Below are 16,450 nucleotides of genomic sequence, written 5' to 3'. Positions count from 1 at the left end.
ACTGCGCAAAACCCAGTGGCGGAAGGCGATGCTTGCTTGAAAAGGTGCGCCCTAGAGCGCACCTTATGCTACAACCACGTAGCACCGGGCTTCCTGCCTGAGCTAAAGGCCCGGAGCTTGCCACTTGCTTCGGCGTGCGCAGCCCAGTCCGCGCCCCGCGCCGAGTCCTGCCCTGCCATAGGCAATACTCGGACAATGTGCCGCTTCTCGAAACGCGCACACATCCATTGCGGCCGATGGGGTAAACACCCTATAGCCAGCGAAACAGCAACTGCGTAAAATTGTGTTGTTGCTCAAGATGACAGCGAATGATTCCAACCTTTCACATTTCAAAAGTTATGGTGCAACCGTCCCTTCCAGAACCGATCGCTCCCTCCGAGGTGCAGAATCCCGATTCGCCAGCCGAATCAGCACCCCTTCCCCAACCGGAAACTCCGGAGTCAACTCTGCTCACAGCCGCCGCGCCTCTGTCAGCCTCTGAGGCGATGGATGACCGCTATTATGCCCAGCACTGGGGCATAAACGAGTGAGCGGATCCATTGCTGCACCAGGGAACCGACTGTGCTGCCGTCAGCTTGCCGGCGCGAAGTGAAACAGTTGGGCGCCGTGAGCGGGCAAGTCAAGGTAAAGACCCTGGCTTTGAAAGTCATCTCCGGAGCGTTTGTATTGCTCCGTGCCGAGCAGGTCTTTCATCGTCCAGTTGTGCGCCGTGAGATGCTCGACCGTTAGCGGCACGTAGCATTGGCTTGAATGCGGCGCGAGGTTCACCACTACCAGATCGAACTCCGGTGCGCGGCGCTGCCATTGCACGATAACGAAATTTGCGGCGGTCGGATTACCGGCCCAGGCAGCGTGTGGTCTGCATAAGAGGCCCCTGCCCTGCCCCACCGCGGTGCCCGGCAGCACTTCTGACAATTTCCGGTAAATCTTCTGCACCGCTTCCTGCGCCAGCTCCACAGGGCGACGCGCCAGTTGAACCGGAGACTTGATGCGGGCGCCGTCCATCTGTCCTTCATGCAAGAAACGCATTCCCGGCAAGCCCATCATCACCAGGGCCGCAGCGCGATGTTCCACTGGCGACAGGATTGACGCAATGCGCGGCTCGTCGTGGTTCTCCAGGAAGTGCGCGCTGGCCGCAACCACCCCGGCGGGCAATTCGAGCAAGTGCCTCTGCACTCCAATCGCATCACGCGACACCAGCCCGTCATAGAGGGACTTGTCGTAAGTGTAATCGAAGCCCAGCGCCTGAAGTCGCCTTTCCAATCCCCAATAAGCCTCGGCCAGCAACAGGAATCCCGGGTGAGCACGCTTGATTGTCGGGATCACCTCAGCCCAGAACTCCGAAGCAGGTCCGGAAGATGCCGCCTGGAAATGTCCCCAGGTCCTGGCGAACACCTCGTTGAGCACCAGCATCGCCATGTCGCAACGGACGCCGTCACAGCGACAGGCCATGGACTCGAGCAAGCCCGCCATGACCGCTCGCGTGGCGCTGAGCCGGTAGTCCAATTGGACCGTGTCGGTCCAGGGCGCGAAATACGGGTCCTTGCCGTAGGCCAGCCAGCGGGGCCGGGCGCCAGTCTGCTGCAAGAACGTGCCCGGAACTTGCCCCGGGCTCTGCATAAACAACTCCGGCCGCTCCCAGACCCATGGGTGATCCAACCCCAAGTGGTTGGGCACAAAATCCAGCAGCAGTTTCAATCCGTGTTCGCCCAGTTTCCGGCGAAATGCCGCAAGCCCAACCTCGCCACCCAGTGCCTCCGGAACCTCATAATCGCCGATCGCATAGGGCGACCCAGCCACATCCGCCTCTTTCCAGCCCGGCAGGACCTGGTCATAGGCCTTCCGCAGTTCGGGATGCCGCAAGGCCTCCGCGCGCGCGCGCGGACCGGTCGTCCACACCCCCATCAGCCAGATGTGCGTGAAACCAAATTGCTGCCACCGGAAGAACTCCGATTCGGGCACGTTGGCCAGCGTGATGCGGGTCGAGCTTAGCTCGGATAGCGCGCGCAACCAGCATCGCGTGTTGACCTCGTAGAGCAAGGGACTGGTCATAGGCAAACGGAACAGTGACTTGAGTGGCGAGTTCCAGGGCGCGACCCCCAACTGCGTCCCGAGCCAACCCTTAGCTGTTCAACACCTTCATTGCTTTCGCCGGATTGGAGACACGCAGAATCATCAACCCTTTCTTCGCCTCCGGTGGGGTGGCGCTGTAACAGTACTCGATGTTGATTTTGGCATCCGCCAGCCTGCGGGCAATGCTTGCCATTTCCCCCGGCTTATTGCTCCCTTCGAGCATCACGACATCGTCGTCAACCACCAGCGCGCCGTGCGCCTCGAAGACATGGAGTGCCCGCCGATAATCGCTCACCACCAGCCGGATAACGCTGTGGTCCACAGTATCACTCGTGGTGATGGCGTAGATGTTGATCTTGGCCTCAGCCAGCGCATCCGCCACGCGCGCCAACGTCCCGGGCCGATTGTCGAGGAAGATCGCGAGTTGTTTGGTGATTTGCATAATCAGTCGCTTCATTGGAGTTCAGGATTTTGAACCCCTTCCACTCGCACAGGATACTCGATTCACCCCTAAACCGCCAATCGGAATTCAGCACGGTGATCCCTGCTGCCAAGCAAAGGCTTGAACCGCGCCGCGGGAGAGGATAAAGAGTGTGCCACAGATGCTGACTAATTATTAATCACCGCCTCCTTATGAAGAAACTCAACGTCGGACTTATCGGTTGCGGCTTTATGGGCCGCACTCACTCGAACGCATCGCGCAGGGTCAACAACTTCTTCGACCTCGAATATCAACCCGTCCTTAAGGCGGTCTGCGACCTCGACGAGGCGCGCGCCAAAGCCTTCGCGGCCAAATGGAGCTATGAATCTTACGAGACGGACTGGCGCAAGCTCATTGCCCGCAAGGATATTGACCTCGTGGACATCACCCTCCCGAACGACATGCACCAGGAGGTGGCTGTCGCCGCCGCGAAAGCAGGCAAGATAATCCTGTGTGAAAAACCACTGGCCAGAAGCGGGCCCGAGGCCTTGAAGATGGTCCAAGCCGTCGAGAAGGCTGGCGTGCCGACCCTGGTGTCCTACAATTACCGCCGCATCCCCGCCATCACGCTGGCGAAACAACTAATCGAAGAGAAACGGCTTGGGCGCATTTTCCACTACCGCGCGAAGTTTCTGCAGGATTGGACAATTTCAAAGGACCTGCCCCAAGGCGGGCCGGGATTGTGGCGACTCGACGCCAAAGTGGCCGGCAGCGGCGTCACGGGTGATTTGCTGGCGCATTGCATTGACACCGCGCTATGGCTCAACGGCGGGGTCGAAGAGGTCAACGCGATGACAGAGACGTTCGTCAAGCAACGCAAGCACACGGTCAGCGGGAAGGTGGAGAAGGTGGGAATTGATGATGCTTGCGCATTCCTGGCGCGATTCAAGAACGGATCTCTAGGGACGTTTGAATCAACCCGCTACGCGCGCGGACACAAGGCGCTCTACACCTTCGAGATCAACGGGGAGCACGCCTCAATCTTCTGGGATCTGCATGACCTGCACCGGCTGCAGTATTTCGAGCACCGCGATGAGGGGCGCGTGCGCGGCTGGCGCAGCATCCATGTCACCGATGGTGAACACCCTTACATGGCTAAATGGTGGGTGCCCGGACTGCAGATCGGCTATGAGCACAGCTTTGTCCATCAGTTGGCGGACTTCCTCCAAGGCATCGCCAAACGGAAACCGACTGGCCCGACCTTCCGCGACGCACTGGAAACCCAATATGTGTGCGACGCCGTGCTGAAGTCGGCAAAGACCAACCGGTGGCAGAAGGTGGCGAGGGCGAAGTAGCAGTATCCCCAGAAAACGGCGTGACGAATCGGCAGGTGCCCGGTCGAATTGACACACGAGTGCTCGCCGGGCCGGAACGTTCGATCGGCGGTGGTGTTTAGCACTGTTAACCGAAGACAGTTTGGTGATGATCGTAGGCTGCCTCTTATTACTGGGATCACCGCGAGGGTGGAGATTGCTGGCTGCAAGAGACCTCGGGGAATGGGTTGCGTTGATTTTCTGCGCGATTTGCCTTTGCGGGTGCACGGCCAAGCACTACCGCTGCTCGGCAGACAGGAACGCCTATGCCGCGATCGCCCAGAAGACCCCCCTCGTCAGGAACATGGACCCGCGCTTCACCATCGAACAGACCAATGTCCTGACGCTGGACGGGCTGGCGCAAGTGACCGGGACGAACGCCTTTCTGGGAGAGGCAACCGCGGCTGAACTCGGCGCGCGGGTGCTTTCGCTACAGGATGCGCTCAGGATCGCGGTCCAGCACAGCCGCGTATACCAGAACAGCAGGGAGCAGCTATACCTTACAGCCCTGTCGCTGACGCTCTCCCGCCACCAGTTCACCCCGATCTTCTCCGCAGGGGGGAGCGGCGATTACACTGTGAACACCGAGGAGACGGTGGACCTGGTGCCCGACCCGATCACTGGCCAGCCAATCGCGGTCCTGAGCGACAACCTTGCCGAACGACAGAGCGTGCACGCCACCAGCCAGGCCGGTGTGAGCTGGTTGATCCGGGACATCGGGAGGATTTCTGCGGCCTTCACCACCGATTTCCTGCGATTCCTCGGCGGCAGCCCGAGCTCACTTACCTCCTCGCGAATTGGCGCGACGCTCACCCGGCCCTTGCTGCGCAACTCGGGCTATAAGGCGGATATCGAGAATCTCACCCAGGCGGAGCGTGATCTCCTTTACCAACTGCGCGATTTCGTCCGCTTCCGCAAGACCTTCAGCGTTCAGGTCGCCGCTGCGTATTACAGTGTCCTGGGAAACCGGGACGCAGTGCGCAACAGCTACTTGAATTTCCAAATCTCACGGCGGACCGGTGATCGCACGCGGGCTTTGGCGGCGGAGGGGCGGACCACACAATCTGACCTGGGCCGCATTGAGCAACAGGAACTAACGGCAGAAAACTCGTGGATTAGCGCCATCCGGGTTTACCAGCGCGCGCTGGATGACTTCAAGCTTCAGCTCGGCATCCCCGTGAACACCAAGGTAGCATTGGATGATCGCGAGCTGCAGGATTTGGCGATTCGCCACCCGGACATCAGGGCTGAGGAGGCCATCCAGATCGCCCTCGCGGCCCGTTTGGATTACCAGAACGCTCGCGACGAACTGGTGGACAGCGGCCGCAAGGTCGCGCTGGCGGCGGACCAATTCAAACCCCAGTTGGATCTCACTGCCTCCGCTGGCTTTGCAAGCCCGCAGGAGACCCGCGGGTACCCACTGCCCGACCCGGAGCGTTACAATTGGAACGCAGGCATGGACCTGGATTTGCCGCTGGAGAGAACAGTCGAGCGCAATATTTACCGAAACGCCCTCATTGCTCAGCAGCGTTCTGCTCGTGCCGTGGAACAGCAGCGGGATGAAATTGAACTGCAAGTGCGCGATAGCTGGCGGACGCTGGAGCAGGCGCGGCGCGCCTACCAGATCAGTGAGATCGGAGTCAAATTGGCCGAACGGCGGGTCGAAGAGCAAGAACTGCTTGCGGAGTTGGGCCGCGCCAAAGCACTGGATCAAGTGGACGCGCAAAATTCCCTGGTTAGCTCCAAAGACCAACTTACCCAAGCCCTCGTGGCGCATACCGTCGCTCGCCTGCAGTTCTGGGACAATATGGGCATTCTCTACATCAAAGACAACGGGCAGTGGCAGGAACCTGATAAGGGCGGGATCGGTGCAAACTCTGGCGGCGCGGCAGCCCCCCCCGCCCAAACTACTGCCGGTTCATTCTCACGTATTCATGAAATCCCATCTAAAACCAATTGACCTGGGTGCCCTCCTGAGAAAACAGCCGCGCTGGCTATGGGCCGCGATGTTGCTGGCCGCCGCGTTCCTGGCGATCTGGTTCCGCAGCGGACGCCGCGGGGAAGCCGAAGGCTCCACTTTCACCGCCCGGCGCGGTCTGCTGAATATCACGGTCATGGAAGGCGGCAGCATGCGCGCGGTCGAATCCCAGGAAATCAAGTGCGAGGTCCGCGTGGGCTACCAAGGGCTTAAGATTCTCAAGATTGTGGAGGAGGGCTACGAAGTCACACCCGAGGACATTCGCACCAACAAGGTCCTGGTGGAACTCGATTCTTCCGAGCTGCAAAAGCAAATTGTGCAACAGGACATACAATTCGAATCGGCCGCCGCCACGCTCACGGACGCACAACAGAACTACGAAATTCAGATCAACCAGAACCTGAGTGACATCAAAGCGGCCGAGCAAAAGGTGCGGTTTGCCCGCATGGACTTTGACAAGTTCCTGGGAGACCGCGTGACGCAGGCCATTGTCAACCAGCTAGGTCTGGAACTGGAGTTGGCCACCGAGCAGACCAACGCATTGGCCAAAGCCGCGGCCCTGTCCACCGCGTCGCCAAACCGAGCGGAATCCCATCCAGCCCCGGCGATCGGCACGAACGACGCAGCCGCCGGTCCGCGCAAGCTTGAACCGGTTTACACCGCGCCTTCAGTGGTGATTGACTTTGCCCCATACGCCGAGATCGAGTCCCTCGGTGATGGCGAAGCCAAACAGAAGCTGCGCAAGTTTCAGGATGACCTCCAGGTCGCCAGAAAGGAAGAAGGACAATCCAAAGCAACCCTGGAAGGCACCAAGCGCCTGTTCGAGAAGGGATTCGTCACCAAGATTGACCTGGAAAAGGACGAGATCGCCAACGAGAACAGTCGGCTTAAGGTGCAGTCCGCAGTAACCGCGCGTGACCTCTTCCTCAAGTACGAATTCCGCAAGACCGCAGAAGAGGCGTTGTCCAAGTATGCGGAGGCGGTGAGAGAGTTGGCCCGCGCGCGCAAGGCGGCGATCTCGAAGTTGGCACAGTCTGAGGCCAAGCTTAAGTCGGCCCAGGGTCAGTACAACATTCAAGCCCGCCAGCGCAAGGAACTGTATGAACAACAGGACAAATGCACTATCACGGCCAAACGCCCGGGCTTGGTCGTGTATGGCGGTGGCAGTGATGAGGAATACTACGGCGGAGGTGAACAGATCCGCGAAGGCGCGAGTGTGCGCGAGCGCCAAGCCATTATCACCATCCCAGACCTGACCAAGATGTCGGTGCGCGTGAAGATCCACGAGAGTTACATCAAGAAGATCAAGAAGGGGCAACAGGCGCGCATTACGGTGGACGCGTTCCCCGATTCGGTGCTGGATGGCGAGGTTACCCAGGTCGGCGTACTGCCCGATTCGCGCAATCGCTGGATGAACCCCGACATGAAGGTCTATCTTACCACCATCACCATCAAAGGCACGAACGATTGGCTCAAACCTGGGCTGAGCGCCAAAGTGGAGATTTTTGCGAATTGCCTTTCCAATGTGGTCTATGTACCGGTACAGGCGGTTTCGCCGGTGGAAGGCAAACAGGTTTGCTACGTCGCCAACGGAGGCCAACCCGAAAGGCGAACGGTTGAGGTAGGGGAATTCAACGACGAGTTTATCGAGATCAAGGGCGGGCTCAAAGAGGGAGAGCGGGTTCTTCTGCGGGCGGCGGCAACCCAGGCGCCGGGAGAAAGCGAAGGGCAGACGCAGCCGGCGCCCTCGGACAAGGCTGCTCCGCAGCCCAGTCCCACACCCGCCACAGCCGCCGCGCCCCCCAAGACCAAAGCGTGATGGCTGAGTCAATCGTTCAGTTACGTAACATTCGCAAGACCTACCAGATGGGATTGGTAACGGTCGAAGCCCTGCGGGGGGTTGACCTTGACATTCAGGAGGCCGAATACGTGAGCATCATGGGCCCTTCCGGTTGTGGCAAGTCCTCCCTGCTTAATGTACTGGGTTGCCTGGACCGTCCTAACGCAGGCCGATACGTGCTCGGGGACCAGGACATATCACAATTGGACGACAACGCCCTTTCCAGCGTGCGCGGCAGCCGGCTGGGCTTCATATTCCAGTCCTACAACCTTATCCAGCAACTGACGGTGGTCGAGAACATTGAGGTCCCACTGTACTACCAAGGCCAACCCGAGTCAGAAAGCCGCGCTTTAGCCCAGGCAGTCGCCAAGCGCGTGGGTCTGGCCGACCGTCTGGAGCACAAACCGTACGAGCTTTCGGGTGGGCAGCAACAGCGGGTTGCCATCGCGCGCGCCTTGGTCAATGACCCGCTCATCATTCTGGCTGATGAACCGACCGGCAATCTGGACTCGGCTTCAGGAATTGAGATCCTGGAGATCTTCGATGACCTTAATCGCCACGGAAAGACGGTCATCCTGGTCACCCATGATCCAGGCGTGGCGCGGCATTCATCCCGCACGATCCGACTCCGGGATGGATTGATCGAGACCGATACAAAGAACGGCAAATGAATCCGCCCGCTTCAGCCCACGGCACCGTGGCGATCAACCCACCGAGTCCGGGCCGCCTTGCCAACAGCCTCGCGCCGGCGCGCCTGCGCCGCACGCTTCGGTTGGCGGTGAAGAACCTTTGGCTGCACCGGCTCCGATCACTTCTGACCGTCCTGGGCATTGTGTTTGGCGTATGCTCGGTAATCGCCATGCTGGCGATTGGGGAGGGAGCCAGCTTCGAAGCGCAAGAGCAAATCAAGAACCTCGGCAGCCAGAATGTCATCCTTCATAGCATCAAGCCCCCGGAAGAACAGAAGGTCTCGGACAAAGGCAGTGAAAGCTACGTGCTGCAATATGGCTTGACCTACATCGACGCCAGGAGCATCAAGTCCACCATCCCGGGAGTTGAGGTCCTGGTGCCGAGCCGCATTATGCGTGACTACGTCTGGAACATCAGCCGGCGAGTAGATTGCGATATTGTCGGCACGGTGCCGTGGTACCCGGAGTTGCGCAACCATCACGTCGCCTCAGGACGATTCTTCACCGATGCGGACATGGGTGCCAGTGCCAATGTATGCGTACTTGGGGCTGGAATGGCTGAGACCCTGTTTTCGCTCGATTCGCCCCTCGGCCGTGACGTGCGCGTCGGCGGGGGTTATTACCGAGTGATCGGCGTGATGGAACCGCGCGGCAAGGGGTTGAAGACCGAACTTGCCCAAAGCGGCGCTAAAGCGGCTACGCACGAAATGTTCATTCCTCTGGAGACGGCCAAGACCAGGTACGGCGAGGTGCTGCTCAAAATGCGCAGCGGCAGTTTCGAGGCTGAGCGCGTGGAATTGCACGAAGTCACGGTAAAGGTTGCGAGTCGCGACCAGGTCCTGTCGGTAGCCGAAGCCGTTACTGCGGTGCTCAAACACCATCACAAGAAGAAGGATTACGAGGTGGTGGTGCCGCTGGAGTTGCTCAAGCGCGCTGAGCGCACGAAGCAGATCTTCAACATTGTGCTGGGTTCAATCGCGGCCATCTCCCTCCTGGTCGGCGGCATTGGCATCATGAACATCATGTTGGCGACGGTCACCGAGCGCACCCGGGAGATCGGCATCCGTCGCGCAATGGGCGCCAAGCGCCGTGACATCGTCGCGCAGTTTCTGGTCGAAGCGGTAATGCTATCCGGGGCGGGCGGGCTGTTTGGGGTGGTCCTTGGGATCGCCATTCCGCTGCTGGTAACGTGGTTTGCGGCCATGAAGACCATCATCACGTTCTGGTCGCCGCTCCTCGCCTTTTCCATTTCTGGCCTGGTCGGCGTGGTCTTCGGCCTCTACCCCGCCCTTCGCGCGGCGAAGATGGATCCCGTGGAAGCGCTTCGCCACGAGTAGCAACCCAGGCAGCGCAGCGGGACTGTCGGCAGGGGCAGCCCACTAGGCGGAATGTCCTGCGAACCGGCAATGGAGCGTCAGCCCACGCTCATTCCGAGCAGAAACTCGGCGTTGCTCCCGGTCTTCTTCAGCTTATTCAACACCAGTTCCATCGCTTCGACCGGCGGCACCCCTGTTAGTGCCCGGCGTAGAATAACCACTCTGTTGTACTCGTCCGGGTGGTAGAGCAATTCTTCTTTGCGCGTTCCGGAGCGTTCGATGTTGATGGAGGGAAAGATGCGCCGGTCCACCAACGCGCGGTCGAGGCAAATTTCCATGTTGCCCGTGCCTTTGAACTCTTCAAAGATGACCTCGTCCATGCGCGATCCGGTGTCCACCAGCGCCGTCGCGATGATCGTCAAGGATCCGCCCTCCTCGATATTGCGCGCCGCGCCAAAGAACCGCTTCGGCTTGTGCAGCGCGTTGGCATCCACACCGCCGGACAGTATCTTGCCCGAGTGCGGCTGCACCGTATTATAAGCCCTTGCCAGACGGGTGATTGAGTCCAACAGGATCACTACGTCCCGCTTGTGTTCAATCATCCGCCGCGCTTTCTCGATCACCATTTCGGCCACTTGCACGTGCCGCTCCGGCGGCTCGTCAAACGTCGAGCTGATCACTTCCGCGCCACGGCAGGTGCGCTCCATATCCGTGACTTCTTCCGGTCGTTCGTCAATAAGCAGGATAAAGAGGTAGGTCTCAGGGTTGTTCTTCAGCATCGCGTTGGCGAGCTTCTGCATCAGGACGGTTTTGCCAGTACGCGGCGGTGCCACGATCAGCCCGCGCGACCCTTTGCCGATCGGGCACACCAGGTCCAGCACTCGAGTGGACAGCTCGTCAGGAGTCGTTTCCAGAATGAACCGCCGGTTGGGAAAGAGCGGCGTCAGGTTGTCGAAGTGCGTTTTGTCCTTCGCCTTGTCCGGCTCCTCCTGATCCACCGCCTCAACCTTCAGCAGGGCGAAAAACTTTTCCTTTTCCTTGGGCGGGCGGATCTGGCCCGTCACCAAATTGCCGGTCTGAAGGTCAAACCGCCGTATCTGCGACGGCGACACGTAAATATCCTCCGGACAGGGCAAATAATTGAAGCTCTGCGAGCGCAAGAAGCCGAAACCCTCGGCCAGGATCTCCAACACTCCCTCCGAGAACATGATCCCGGACCGTTCGGCGTTCTTCTGCAGGATGTGGAAGATCACTTCGTGCTTCCGCATCGTTCCAAAATTCTCTACTCCCAAGTCCCGCGCCATCTGATTCAGGTCCGGCATGGACATCGCCTGCAATTTGGCGATATTGATCGAGGCGGCGTCGGAACGGGCCTTCTCGTCTGCCGACGCCTGCTTGGCCTGGGTTCTTGCCCCTTCAGGCGCAGCCGCCAGGGAAGCCTCGGGTTGACCTGTTCCAACCGCTGTGTCCACCGGCGCCTCGGCTACCGCCACGGTGGCGGCTGCGCTTTCGGCAACACCGGGGTTGGTTTGCTCATTGCCGCTCTGCTTAGCCCCTTTGCTCTTGGACTTCTTGCTTGGTCTTGGCATACGTCAATACATTTGGATTCTAAATTCTCTCAGCAGGTGCGACCACTAAAGGACTGGTCTATCAGTTGGACCCCTGGTTGGACGATTAGCGATAATATTAGTTCAAACTGGATTGGCTACCAACCGGGAGCGTGGTGCAAGCCTGACTGTTATCCCGCAATGTCGCAAGGAAAAACTTGCACCAAGTGCAACCACACTTTGCCGCACCTGCCGAGCTCTGTCAAGGCCCCGATCAACCTTTCAGGTTTTGGACTCAACCTGGGACGTGTGTTCAGTACGGCAGCGGGAACCGCATGGTCAACTCGCGTACCCTCTGGCGCACCTTGGCAATCGCCTCGGGGTTCTTGAGGTCCAGCAGCACCTCGCTGATCATGTCCGCGATCGCGGCCATCTCGGCCTCGGCCATCCCGCGTGTCGTCACCGCCGGAGTTCCCAAACGGATGCCGCTCGCCTGGAAAGGCGAGCGCGTCTCGAACGGAATAGTGTTCTTGTTCACCGTTATGCCGGCCAGGTCCAGGGCAGCCTGGCATTCCTTGCCCGTCACCCCGCGGGCCCCGACGTCCACCAGCATCAGGTGATTGTCCGTGCCGCCACTCACCAACCGAAAGCCGTTTCGTTTCATGCCATCGGCCAGCACCGCCGCGTTCTGCACGATTTGCTTCTGGTAAACCGTGAACGACGGCTGCATTGCCTCGCGCAAGCACACCGCTTTGGCCGCGATCACATGCATCAGCGGCCCGCCCTGTATCCCCGGGAACGTCTGTGAGTCAATTTCCTTCGCGTACTTTTCTTTGCACAATACTAGCCCACCCCGAGGCCCGCGCAGCGTCTTGTGCGTCGTCGTCGTCACGAAGTCAGCGTGTGGCACGGGACTGGGGTGCAACCCAGTCGCCACCAATCCGGCGATATGGGCAATGTCCGCCAGCAGGTAGGCCCCGCTCTCGCGAGCAATCTGACCCAGGCGTTCGAAATCAATCGTCCGCGGATAGGCGCTCGCTCCGACCGTGATCATCTTCGGTCTGTTTTCGCGCGCCATCAGCGCCAACTGATCGTAGTCAATGCGCTCATCATCCCTGCGCACCCCATAATGAATGATCTCGAAGAACCTGCCCGAGAAGTTCGCCTTGTTCCCGTGCGTCAAGTGTCCCCCATGGGCTAAGTCCATGGTCAGCATCTTGTCACCCGGCTTGAGGAAGGCGAAATACACGGCCATGTTCGCGCCGCTGCCGGAGTGCGGCTGCACATTCGCATGTTCGGCCCCAAACAGCTTTTTTGCCCGGTCAATCGCCAGTTGCTCAACCACATCCACGTTCTCGCAGCCGCCATACCATCGCTTCTTTGGGTAGCCCTCGGCGTACTTGTTCGTGAGCACCGACCCTTGCGCCTCCATGACCGCCGGGCTGGTGAAATTCTCGCTTGCAATCAGCTCGATATTCTCCTGCTGCCGTCGCACCTCGCGCTCGATTGCGACTGCAATCTCCGCGTCAACCGCCTGAAGCCTGTAGTCTGTTGGAATAATTTGTTTTGCCATAGTTGTGCGTCGTTCTACCTGTTCTTTGGATTCCAGTTCCGCAGCCGCGGCTGGCCCCCGGCCCCCCGCCACCTCCGGTGCCACCAGCCCCTGCCGAATAAACCGCAGCAACGACACGATGCCCTGCTCGATTTGATCCCGGCAATCAAGATAAACCTGGTACGATCCTCCAATCGGATCACTGATGTCTTTCTCAAACGCATCCAAGGTTTCATCAAATTCCCGCAGCAAGAAGGTCTTCTCCGACGCCTGCGGATACAGGGCCATCACCGTGTCAATGTGGTTATGAGTCATGCCGAAGATATAATCCGCCTGCTGGACCAACTCCGTCGTCAACATCTGACTCCGCGTTTGCGAGATGTCAATGCCCAGCTCCCCGACCGCACGCACGGCGTACTCGCTGGGAGGAAATCCCTCCGCCGCTCCCAGGCCCGCTGACAGCACCCGATAATCTCCCCTGCCCTGCACGGCCTGTTGAAACAGGCCCGCGGCCATTGGACTCCGGCACACGTTTCCCGTGCAAATGAAAAGGATCGTCTTCATTCAACCATGCGTTGACCGCCAGACCTTGGGAGCACTCATTCCACTGGTCAATCGCGAAATCAGGGCCGCGTGCTCCGCACTAACGCCAGACCCCGCAACAAATCGAGCGCCCGCGCCAGGGCTGGATCCTGGACCGTTGGCGTTTCTGGTTCGCGCCCCCGCAGCATCGTCAGGTCCGCCTCACTCAGTCCCTCCCGTCGTTCCCGCACCAGCTCCGCCTCGTTCAACCGCAAGCGCCGCGCCGCACGATTCGTCGCCGTCCCGGAATTCGTCATCGAAAGACCACTGCCAGCCGGCAGACCTGCAATCTCAGGCGCCCGGTAGGCGTCGCCGTAATACGCGCGCTCCGCCTCAGCGCTGACCTCCACCACAATGTCCGGCTTGAGCCCTTGCACCGTCATCGCCGAGCCGTCCCCCAACTGGATCGCCGTCGTAGCGATGCGGAGGCGGTCCCCATTTTTCAACGAAAACTCCCGCGCTACCATTGCCTGCCCCGCCGTCTGGCCACCCAATATCAAGCCGACGCCAGTCTCTCGCAGCACCGCCGCCAACGCCTCCGCCGCTCCTGTCGTCTGCCGGTTCACCAGCACCGCCACCGGCAATTCGATCTCGTCCCCCGCGGCTCTTGATCTCACCATGCCGTCGCCCCAGTTCAACAGCGGCTGTTCCTTACGCAGGAACAAATCCGCCGCCGCTGCCGCCGCCGCGTAATCATCCCCACCCGCGTAGCGCAAATCCAGCACCACCCCTTTCAGCTTGTTCGTTGTCTCAGGTTTGCTGCAGGCTGCGCTGAGCGCACCCGCCAAATCCTCCTCCACTCGCCCGACCCGCACGTAAATTGAATCGCCCTCGAACACGCTCGATTTCTTCACCGCAGGCACCTTGCCCGCGGCCTTGGCCGCCGTCCCGTTCGTTACCAGCTTCACACGCGGGTTCAAGCTCGCTATCAACCCCTTTACCGCGGCCTCGTTCAACTCCGCTTCACTCACCCCTGCCAGGTGTGCCCGCACCAGATCATAGACCTCCTTGAAATCCGCACCCGTACCACCCCCCGCCCGCGTTTCGGCCCGCAACAAGCCTGGCTGCCCACCACATACCATCAGGCAGGCCGCCAAAAGTGATTTGATCCCAATTCGTATCATCTCCGGGCATAATGCCCTCTCCGGGCCCTAAAGTAAAGCCACCGCAAATCTCCATCCTGGCCGAACAGCGCGTATGCATCTTGCCTGCTTGTCTGGCCCGCAATCCGCAAAGCGGGCAAGATGCCCGCGTGCCTTCGGCAACTTCATGCATACGCACTAGTGCGCTTAGGGGCCCGGGCTTGCGCCGCCCGACGGGGATCTTGCGCGGGATTGGATCGGGTTGCCGGCGTGTTGTCCCGGTGTTGCTAGCATGATTGGAGCATGATTGGAGCATGATTACTCCATGATTGGGCCTTGATTGCCCTGTCCCGGACCTCCTCAGCCCAGGGGCGCTTCCCGACCGCGCCTGGCTGATATTTATAGTCCAACTCCGTCCAATTGTCGAATGAAATGTCCTATGGAAGCGTCACGTCCGGCGCGTCTGCCTGAAGGCGCGCGGGCATCTGGCCCGCTGGTCTGGCCCGCCATCCGCAAAGCGGGCAAGATGCCTGCGCTCCGCCGGCAGCTTCATGCATACGCGCTACCGGCCGAATCGCATGCCATCTCCTTGACTCTGCCATGCGACTCTGTTTCCCTGCCGCGGTGCCGCTGATGCACTTCCAATCCAATCTCCAGTCAATTCCATAAACATCTGCACGCCCCATGAATCACGTCGAACGCTTCCGCTCCGTAATGAACTTCCAGCCGGTGGACCGCTTCCCGTGCTGGGAATGGGCCATGTGGTGGGACGAGACCATCTCTCGCTGGCACCGCGAGGGTTTACCGGCTCAACTCAGGTTCAGCCAGGTCTTCGACATCGCCCAGCACTTCGGCCTCGACCCTTACCAGCAGTTCTGGTTCAGCAGTATTTACAAATAAGAATATAGGGTATTAGCCACCTTATCTGCTGCCCTTTGCCCGCATATCCGATTGTGCATTCCATACCGGATGTGTCGGCATCCTGAGCGTTAGCTCCCTTTTGGCTGACTGGCGCTTGTCATCCTTGAACCCGTAGAACTCCCTGATAACTGCCGGAGCCTTGCGCCACTCGCCCCAGGTCATTGTCTTGGACTCCACCGCCGCGACCCGCTGGTCGAGTAGTTCATCAATGCGCTGTTCCAGCTTGAAGTCGACACGGGTCTGTTCCAGCCACGCAACGAAGCTACACCAGACCCCGGTCAACTGGTCTTTGAGCTTTCCCGGCCCCGGCTTTGCCGCCGCACTAAATATCAGCCAGAGAGCATCGGCGCTCTTGTCGAATAGACGCTGTTCAGGATGCACACCAATCCGCGATTCTTTCCACGCCTTGTAGTCCGCGAAGGTGTACGGCTGGCGATTCAAGTTCAATGGAACGGTGGAGCTAACAATATCCGCGCCGGTCGCCAGCCAGATGCGATAAGAGAATGCAGGCGAGATTCTGTTGCGGCCATTCTCCCAGGAAACAACGGTGTCTTTTGACGCGCCAATCAATTCGCCAAACTCCGTTTGGGTCCGGCCAATGATCCGCCGCAACTCTGCCAATGTCTGGTTTTTCTTTGCTCTCATAGTTCAGTTGTATGATACGACTAAAACATACACCGCCCCCTTGTTAAGTGCAAGCGCCGATTTTATGTTGTATCCATGCTTACGAAAATACAACAGCATGACGAGGCCACCGGCGAGAGGCTTTTGGCCGCCGAAGAGTTACTACAAGCCGCTTGGACTACGAAGTCCCGGCCCAGTATCCAATGGCTGCGGATGCACACCGGGAAAGAGATTCCCGTCATCAAAATTGGCCGGCTGAACTTCTATTCACTGTCGCAGGTCCGCTCGGCACTGGGAGTAAAGTAATGAGCGCGACTCCCCGCAATCACCGCTGCGCCTGGTGCCGACGCCCGATGGACAGGGCCGGCATCTGCCCCAAGTGCGCCGAGATCATCCGGGCCAGCTCCACCAAGAAAACAAAATCGGCAGCCCGCCGCGAAGCTGGAGCTGCC

Annotated in this window: 13 protein-coding genes and 1 pseudogene; 7 read left to right on the top strand and 7 right to left on the bottom strand. The window is 59.6% G+C overall.

Translation table 11 applies throughout. The features are described from left to right. Nucleotides 1-570 precede the first annotated feature (570 nt). Together P5205_21725 and P5205_21720 are read right to left on the bottom strand one after the other, a co-directional pair. Nucleotides 571-2,052 (bottom strand): alpha-amylase family glycosyl hydrolase, encoded by a 1,482-nt coding sequence (locus tag P5205_21725; protein HSA12982.1) that lies wholly within the window; start codon nucleotides 2,050-2,052, stop codon nucleotides 571-573. Nucleotides 2,053-2,122: 70 nt separating this feature from the next. Further along, nucleotides 2,123-2,530: an ACT domain-containing protein gene (locus P5205_21720; GenBank protein HSA12981.1), complete on the bottom strand. Its 408-nt coding sequence runs from the start codon at nucleotides 2,528-2,530 to the stop codon at nucleotides 2,123-2,125. 176 nt (nucleotides 2,531-2,706) lie between these two features. Here P5205_21720 and P5205_21715 point away from each other — a divergent pair, with 176 nt between their 5' ends. The 5 genes from P5205_21715 to P5205_21695 all read left to right on the top strand — a co-directional run bounded on the left by P5205_21715 (nucleotide 2,707) and on the right by P5205_21695 (nucleotide 9,711). Next, nucleotides 2,707-3,849, top strand: coding sequence for a Gfo/Idh/MocA family oxidoreductase (locus P5205_21715; protein HSA12980.1), 1,143 nt, complete (start codon nucleotides 2,707-2,709; stop codon nucleotides 3,847-3,849). Between the two features lie 175 nt (nucleotides 3,850-4,024). Then, the gene (locus P5205_21710) at nucleotides 4,025-5,827 is read left to right on the top strand and encodes a TolC family protein (protein ID HSA12979.1); all 1,803 of its coding nucleotides are present in this window, start codon (nucleotides 4,025-4,027) and stop codon (nucleotides 5,825-5,827) included. Beyond that, on the top strand, nucleotides 5,802-7,664 hold the full coding sequence (locus tag P5205_21705; GenBank protein HSA12978.1) for an HlyD family efflux transporter periplasmic adaptor subunit: 1,863 nt from the start codon (nucleotides 5,802-5,804) through the stop codon (nucleotides 7,662-7,664). The genes P5205_21710 and P5205_21705 overlap by 26 nt, the downstream gene beginning before the upstream one ends. Beyond that, nucleotides 7,664-8,356 carry an ABC transporter ATP-binding protein gene (locus P5205_21700; protein ID HSA12977.1) on the top strand — a complete coding sequence of 231 codons (693 nt, stop codon included), beginning with the start codon at nucleotides 7,664-7,666 and terminating at the stop codon, nucleotides 8,354-8,356. The genes P5205_21705 and P5205_21700 overlap by 1 nt, the downstream gene beginning before the upstream one ends. Continuing rightward, nucleotides 8,353-9,711, top strand: a complete 1,359-nt coding sequence (locus P5205_21695; protein ID HSA12976.1) for an ABC transporter permease — start codon at nucleotides 8,353-8,355, stop codon at nucleotides 9,709-9,711. Before P5205_21700 ends, P5205_21695 begins: the two co-directional genes overlap by 4 nt. A gap of 77 nt (nucleotides 9,712-9,788) precedes the next feature. On the opposite strand, the gene rho is transcribed toward P5205_21695, so the two are convergent. From rho to P5205_21675, 4 genes and pseudogenes are all read right to left on the bottom strand, one after another. Next, a complete protein-coding gene (gene rho, locus P5205_21690) occupies nucleotides 9,789-11,279 on the bottom strand; it encodes a transcription termination factor Rho (protein HSA12975.1) in 1,491 nt (496 codons plus the stop codon). 271 nt (nucleotides 11,280-11,550) lie between these two features. Beyond that, nucleotides 11,551-12,810: a serine hydroxymethyltransferase gene (glyA, locus tag P5205_21685; protein HSA12974.1), complete on the bottom strand. Its 1,260-nt coding sequence runs from the start codon at nucleotides 12,808-12,810 to the stop codon at nucleotides 11,551-11,553. A gap of 120 nt (nucleotides 12,811-12,930) precedes the next feature. Next, nucleotides 12,931-13,353: pseudogene (locus P5205_21680) on the bottom strand (low molecular weight protein arginine phosphatase). A gap of 59 nt (nucleotides 13,354-13,412) precedes the next feature. Beyond that, a complete protein-coding gene (locus P5205_21675) occupies nucleotides 13,413-14,495 on the bottom strand; it encodes a S41 family peptidase (GenBank protein ID HSA12973.1) in 1,083 nt (360 codons plus the stop codon). A gap of 642 nt (nucleotides 14,496-15,137) precedes the next feature. On the opposite strand from P5205_21675, the gene P5205_21670 reads away from it, so the two are divergent. Beyond that, a complete protein-coding gene (locus tag P5205_21670; protein ID HSA12972.1) occupies nucleotides 15,138-15,353 on the top strand; it encodes a hypothetical protein in 216 nt (71 codons plus the stop codon). A 21-nt stretch (nucleotides 15,354-15,374) separates the two neighbouring features. Here the strand turns inward: P5205_21670 and P5205_21665 are convergent, their stop codons facing one another. Next, a complete protein-coding gene (locus P5205_21665; GenBank protein HSA12971.1) occupies nucleotides 15,375-16,019 on the bottom strand; it encodes a helix-turn-helix transcriptional regulator in 645 nt (214 codons plus the stop codon). A 75-nt stretch (nucleotides 16,020-16,094) separates the two neighbouring features. Here P5205_21665 and P5205_21660 point away from each other — a divergent pair, with 75 nt between their 5' ends. Continuing rightward, a complete protein-coding gene (locus P5205_21660) occupies nucleotides 16,095-16,304 on the top strand; it encodes a hypothetical protein (GenBank protein ID HSA12970.1) in 210 nt (69 codons plus the stop codon). Nucleotides 16,305-16,450: the final 146 nt, after the last annotated feature.

It is taken from the genome of Candidatus Paceibacterota bacterium (assembly GCA_035452965.1).
Classification (GTDB): Bacteria; Verrucomicrobiota; Verrucomicrobiia; order Limisphaerales; family UBA8199; genus UBA8199.
Note: the sequence above shows the minus strand (reverse complement) of the source record. Positions and strands in the feature narration are given on the sequence as shown.

Bases quoted from the DNA above. Each gene is read 5' to 3' on its own strand.
- P5205_21725 (HSA12982.1), bottom strand. From the start codon at position 2,052: ATGACCAGTCCCTTGCTCTACGAGGTCAACACGCGATGCTGGTTGCGC.
- P5205_21720 (HSA12981.1), bottom strand. From the start codon at position 2,530: ATGAAGCGACTGATTATGCAAATCACCAAACAACTCGCGATCTTCCTC.
- P5205_21715 (HSA12980.1), top strand. From the start codon at position 2,707: ATGAAGAAACTCAACGTCGGACTTATCGGTTGCGGCTTTATGGGCCGC.
- P5205_21705 (HSA12978.1), top strand. From the start codon at position 5,802: ATGAAATCCCATCTAAAACCAATTGACCTGGGTGCCCTCCTGAGAAAA.
- P5205_21700 (HSA12977.1), top strand. From the start codon at position 7,664: ATGGCTGAGTCAATCGTTCAGTTACGTAACATTCGCAAGACCTACCAG.
- P5205_21695 (HSA12976.1), top strand. From the start codon at position 8,353: ATGAATCCGCCCGCTTCAGCCCACGGCACCGTGGCGATCAACCCACCG.
- rho (HSA12975.1), bottom strand. From the start codon at position 11,279: ATGCCAAGACCAAGCAAGAAGTCCAAGAGCAAAGGGGCTAAGCAGAGC.
- glyA (HSA12974.1), bottom strand. From the start codon at position 12,810: ATGGCAAAACAAATTATTCCAACAGACTACAGGCTTCAGGCGGTTGAC.
- P5205_21675 (HSA12973.1), bottom strand. From the start codon at position 14,495: ATGATACGAATTGGGATCAAATCACTTTTGGCGGCCTGCCTGATGGTA.
- P5205_21670 (HSA12972.1), top strand. From the start codon at position 15,138: ATGAATCACGTCGAACGCTTCCGCTCCGTAATGAACTTCCAGCCGGTG.
- P5205_21665 (HSA12971.1), bottom strand. From the start codon at position 16,019: ATGAGAGCAAAGAAAAACCAGACATTGGCAGAGTTGCGGCGGATCATT.
- P5205_21660 (HSA12970.1), top strand. From the start codon at position 16,095: ATGCTTACGAAAATACAACAGCATGACGAGGCCACCGGCGAGAGGCTT.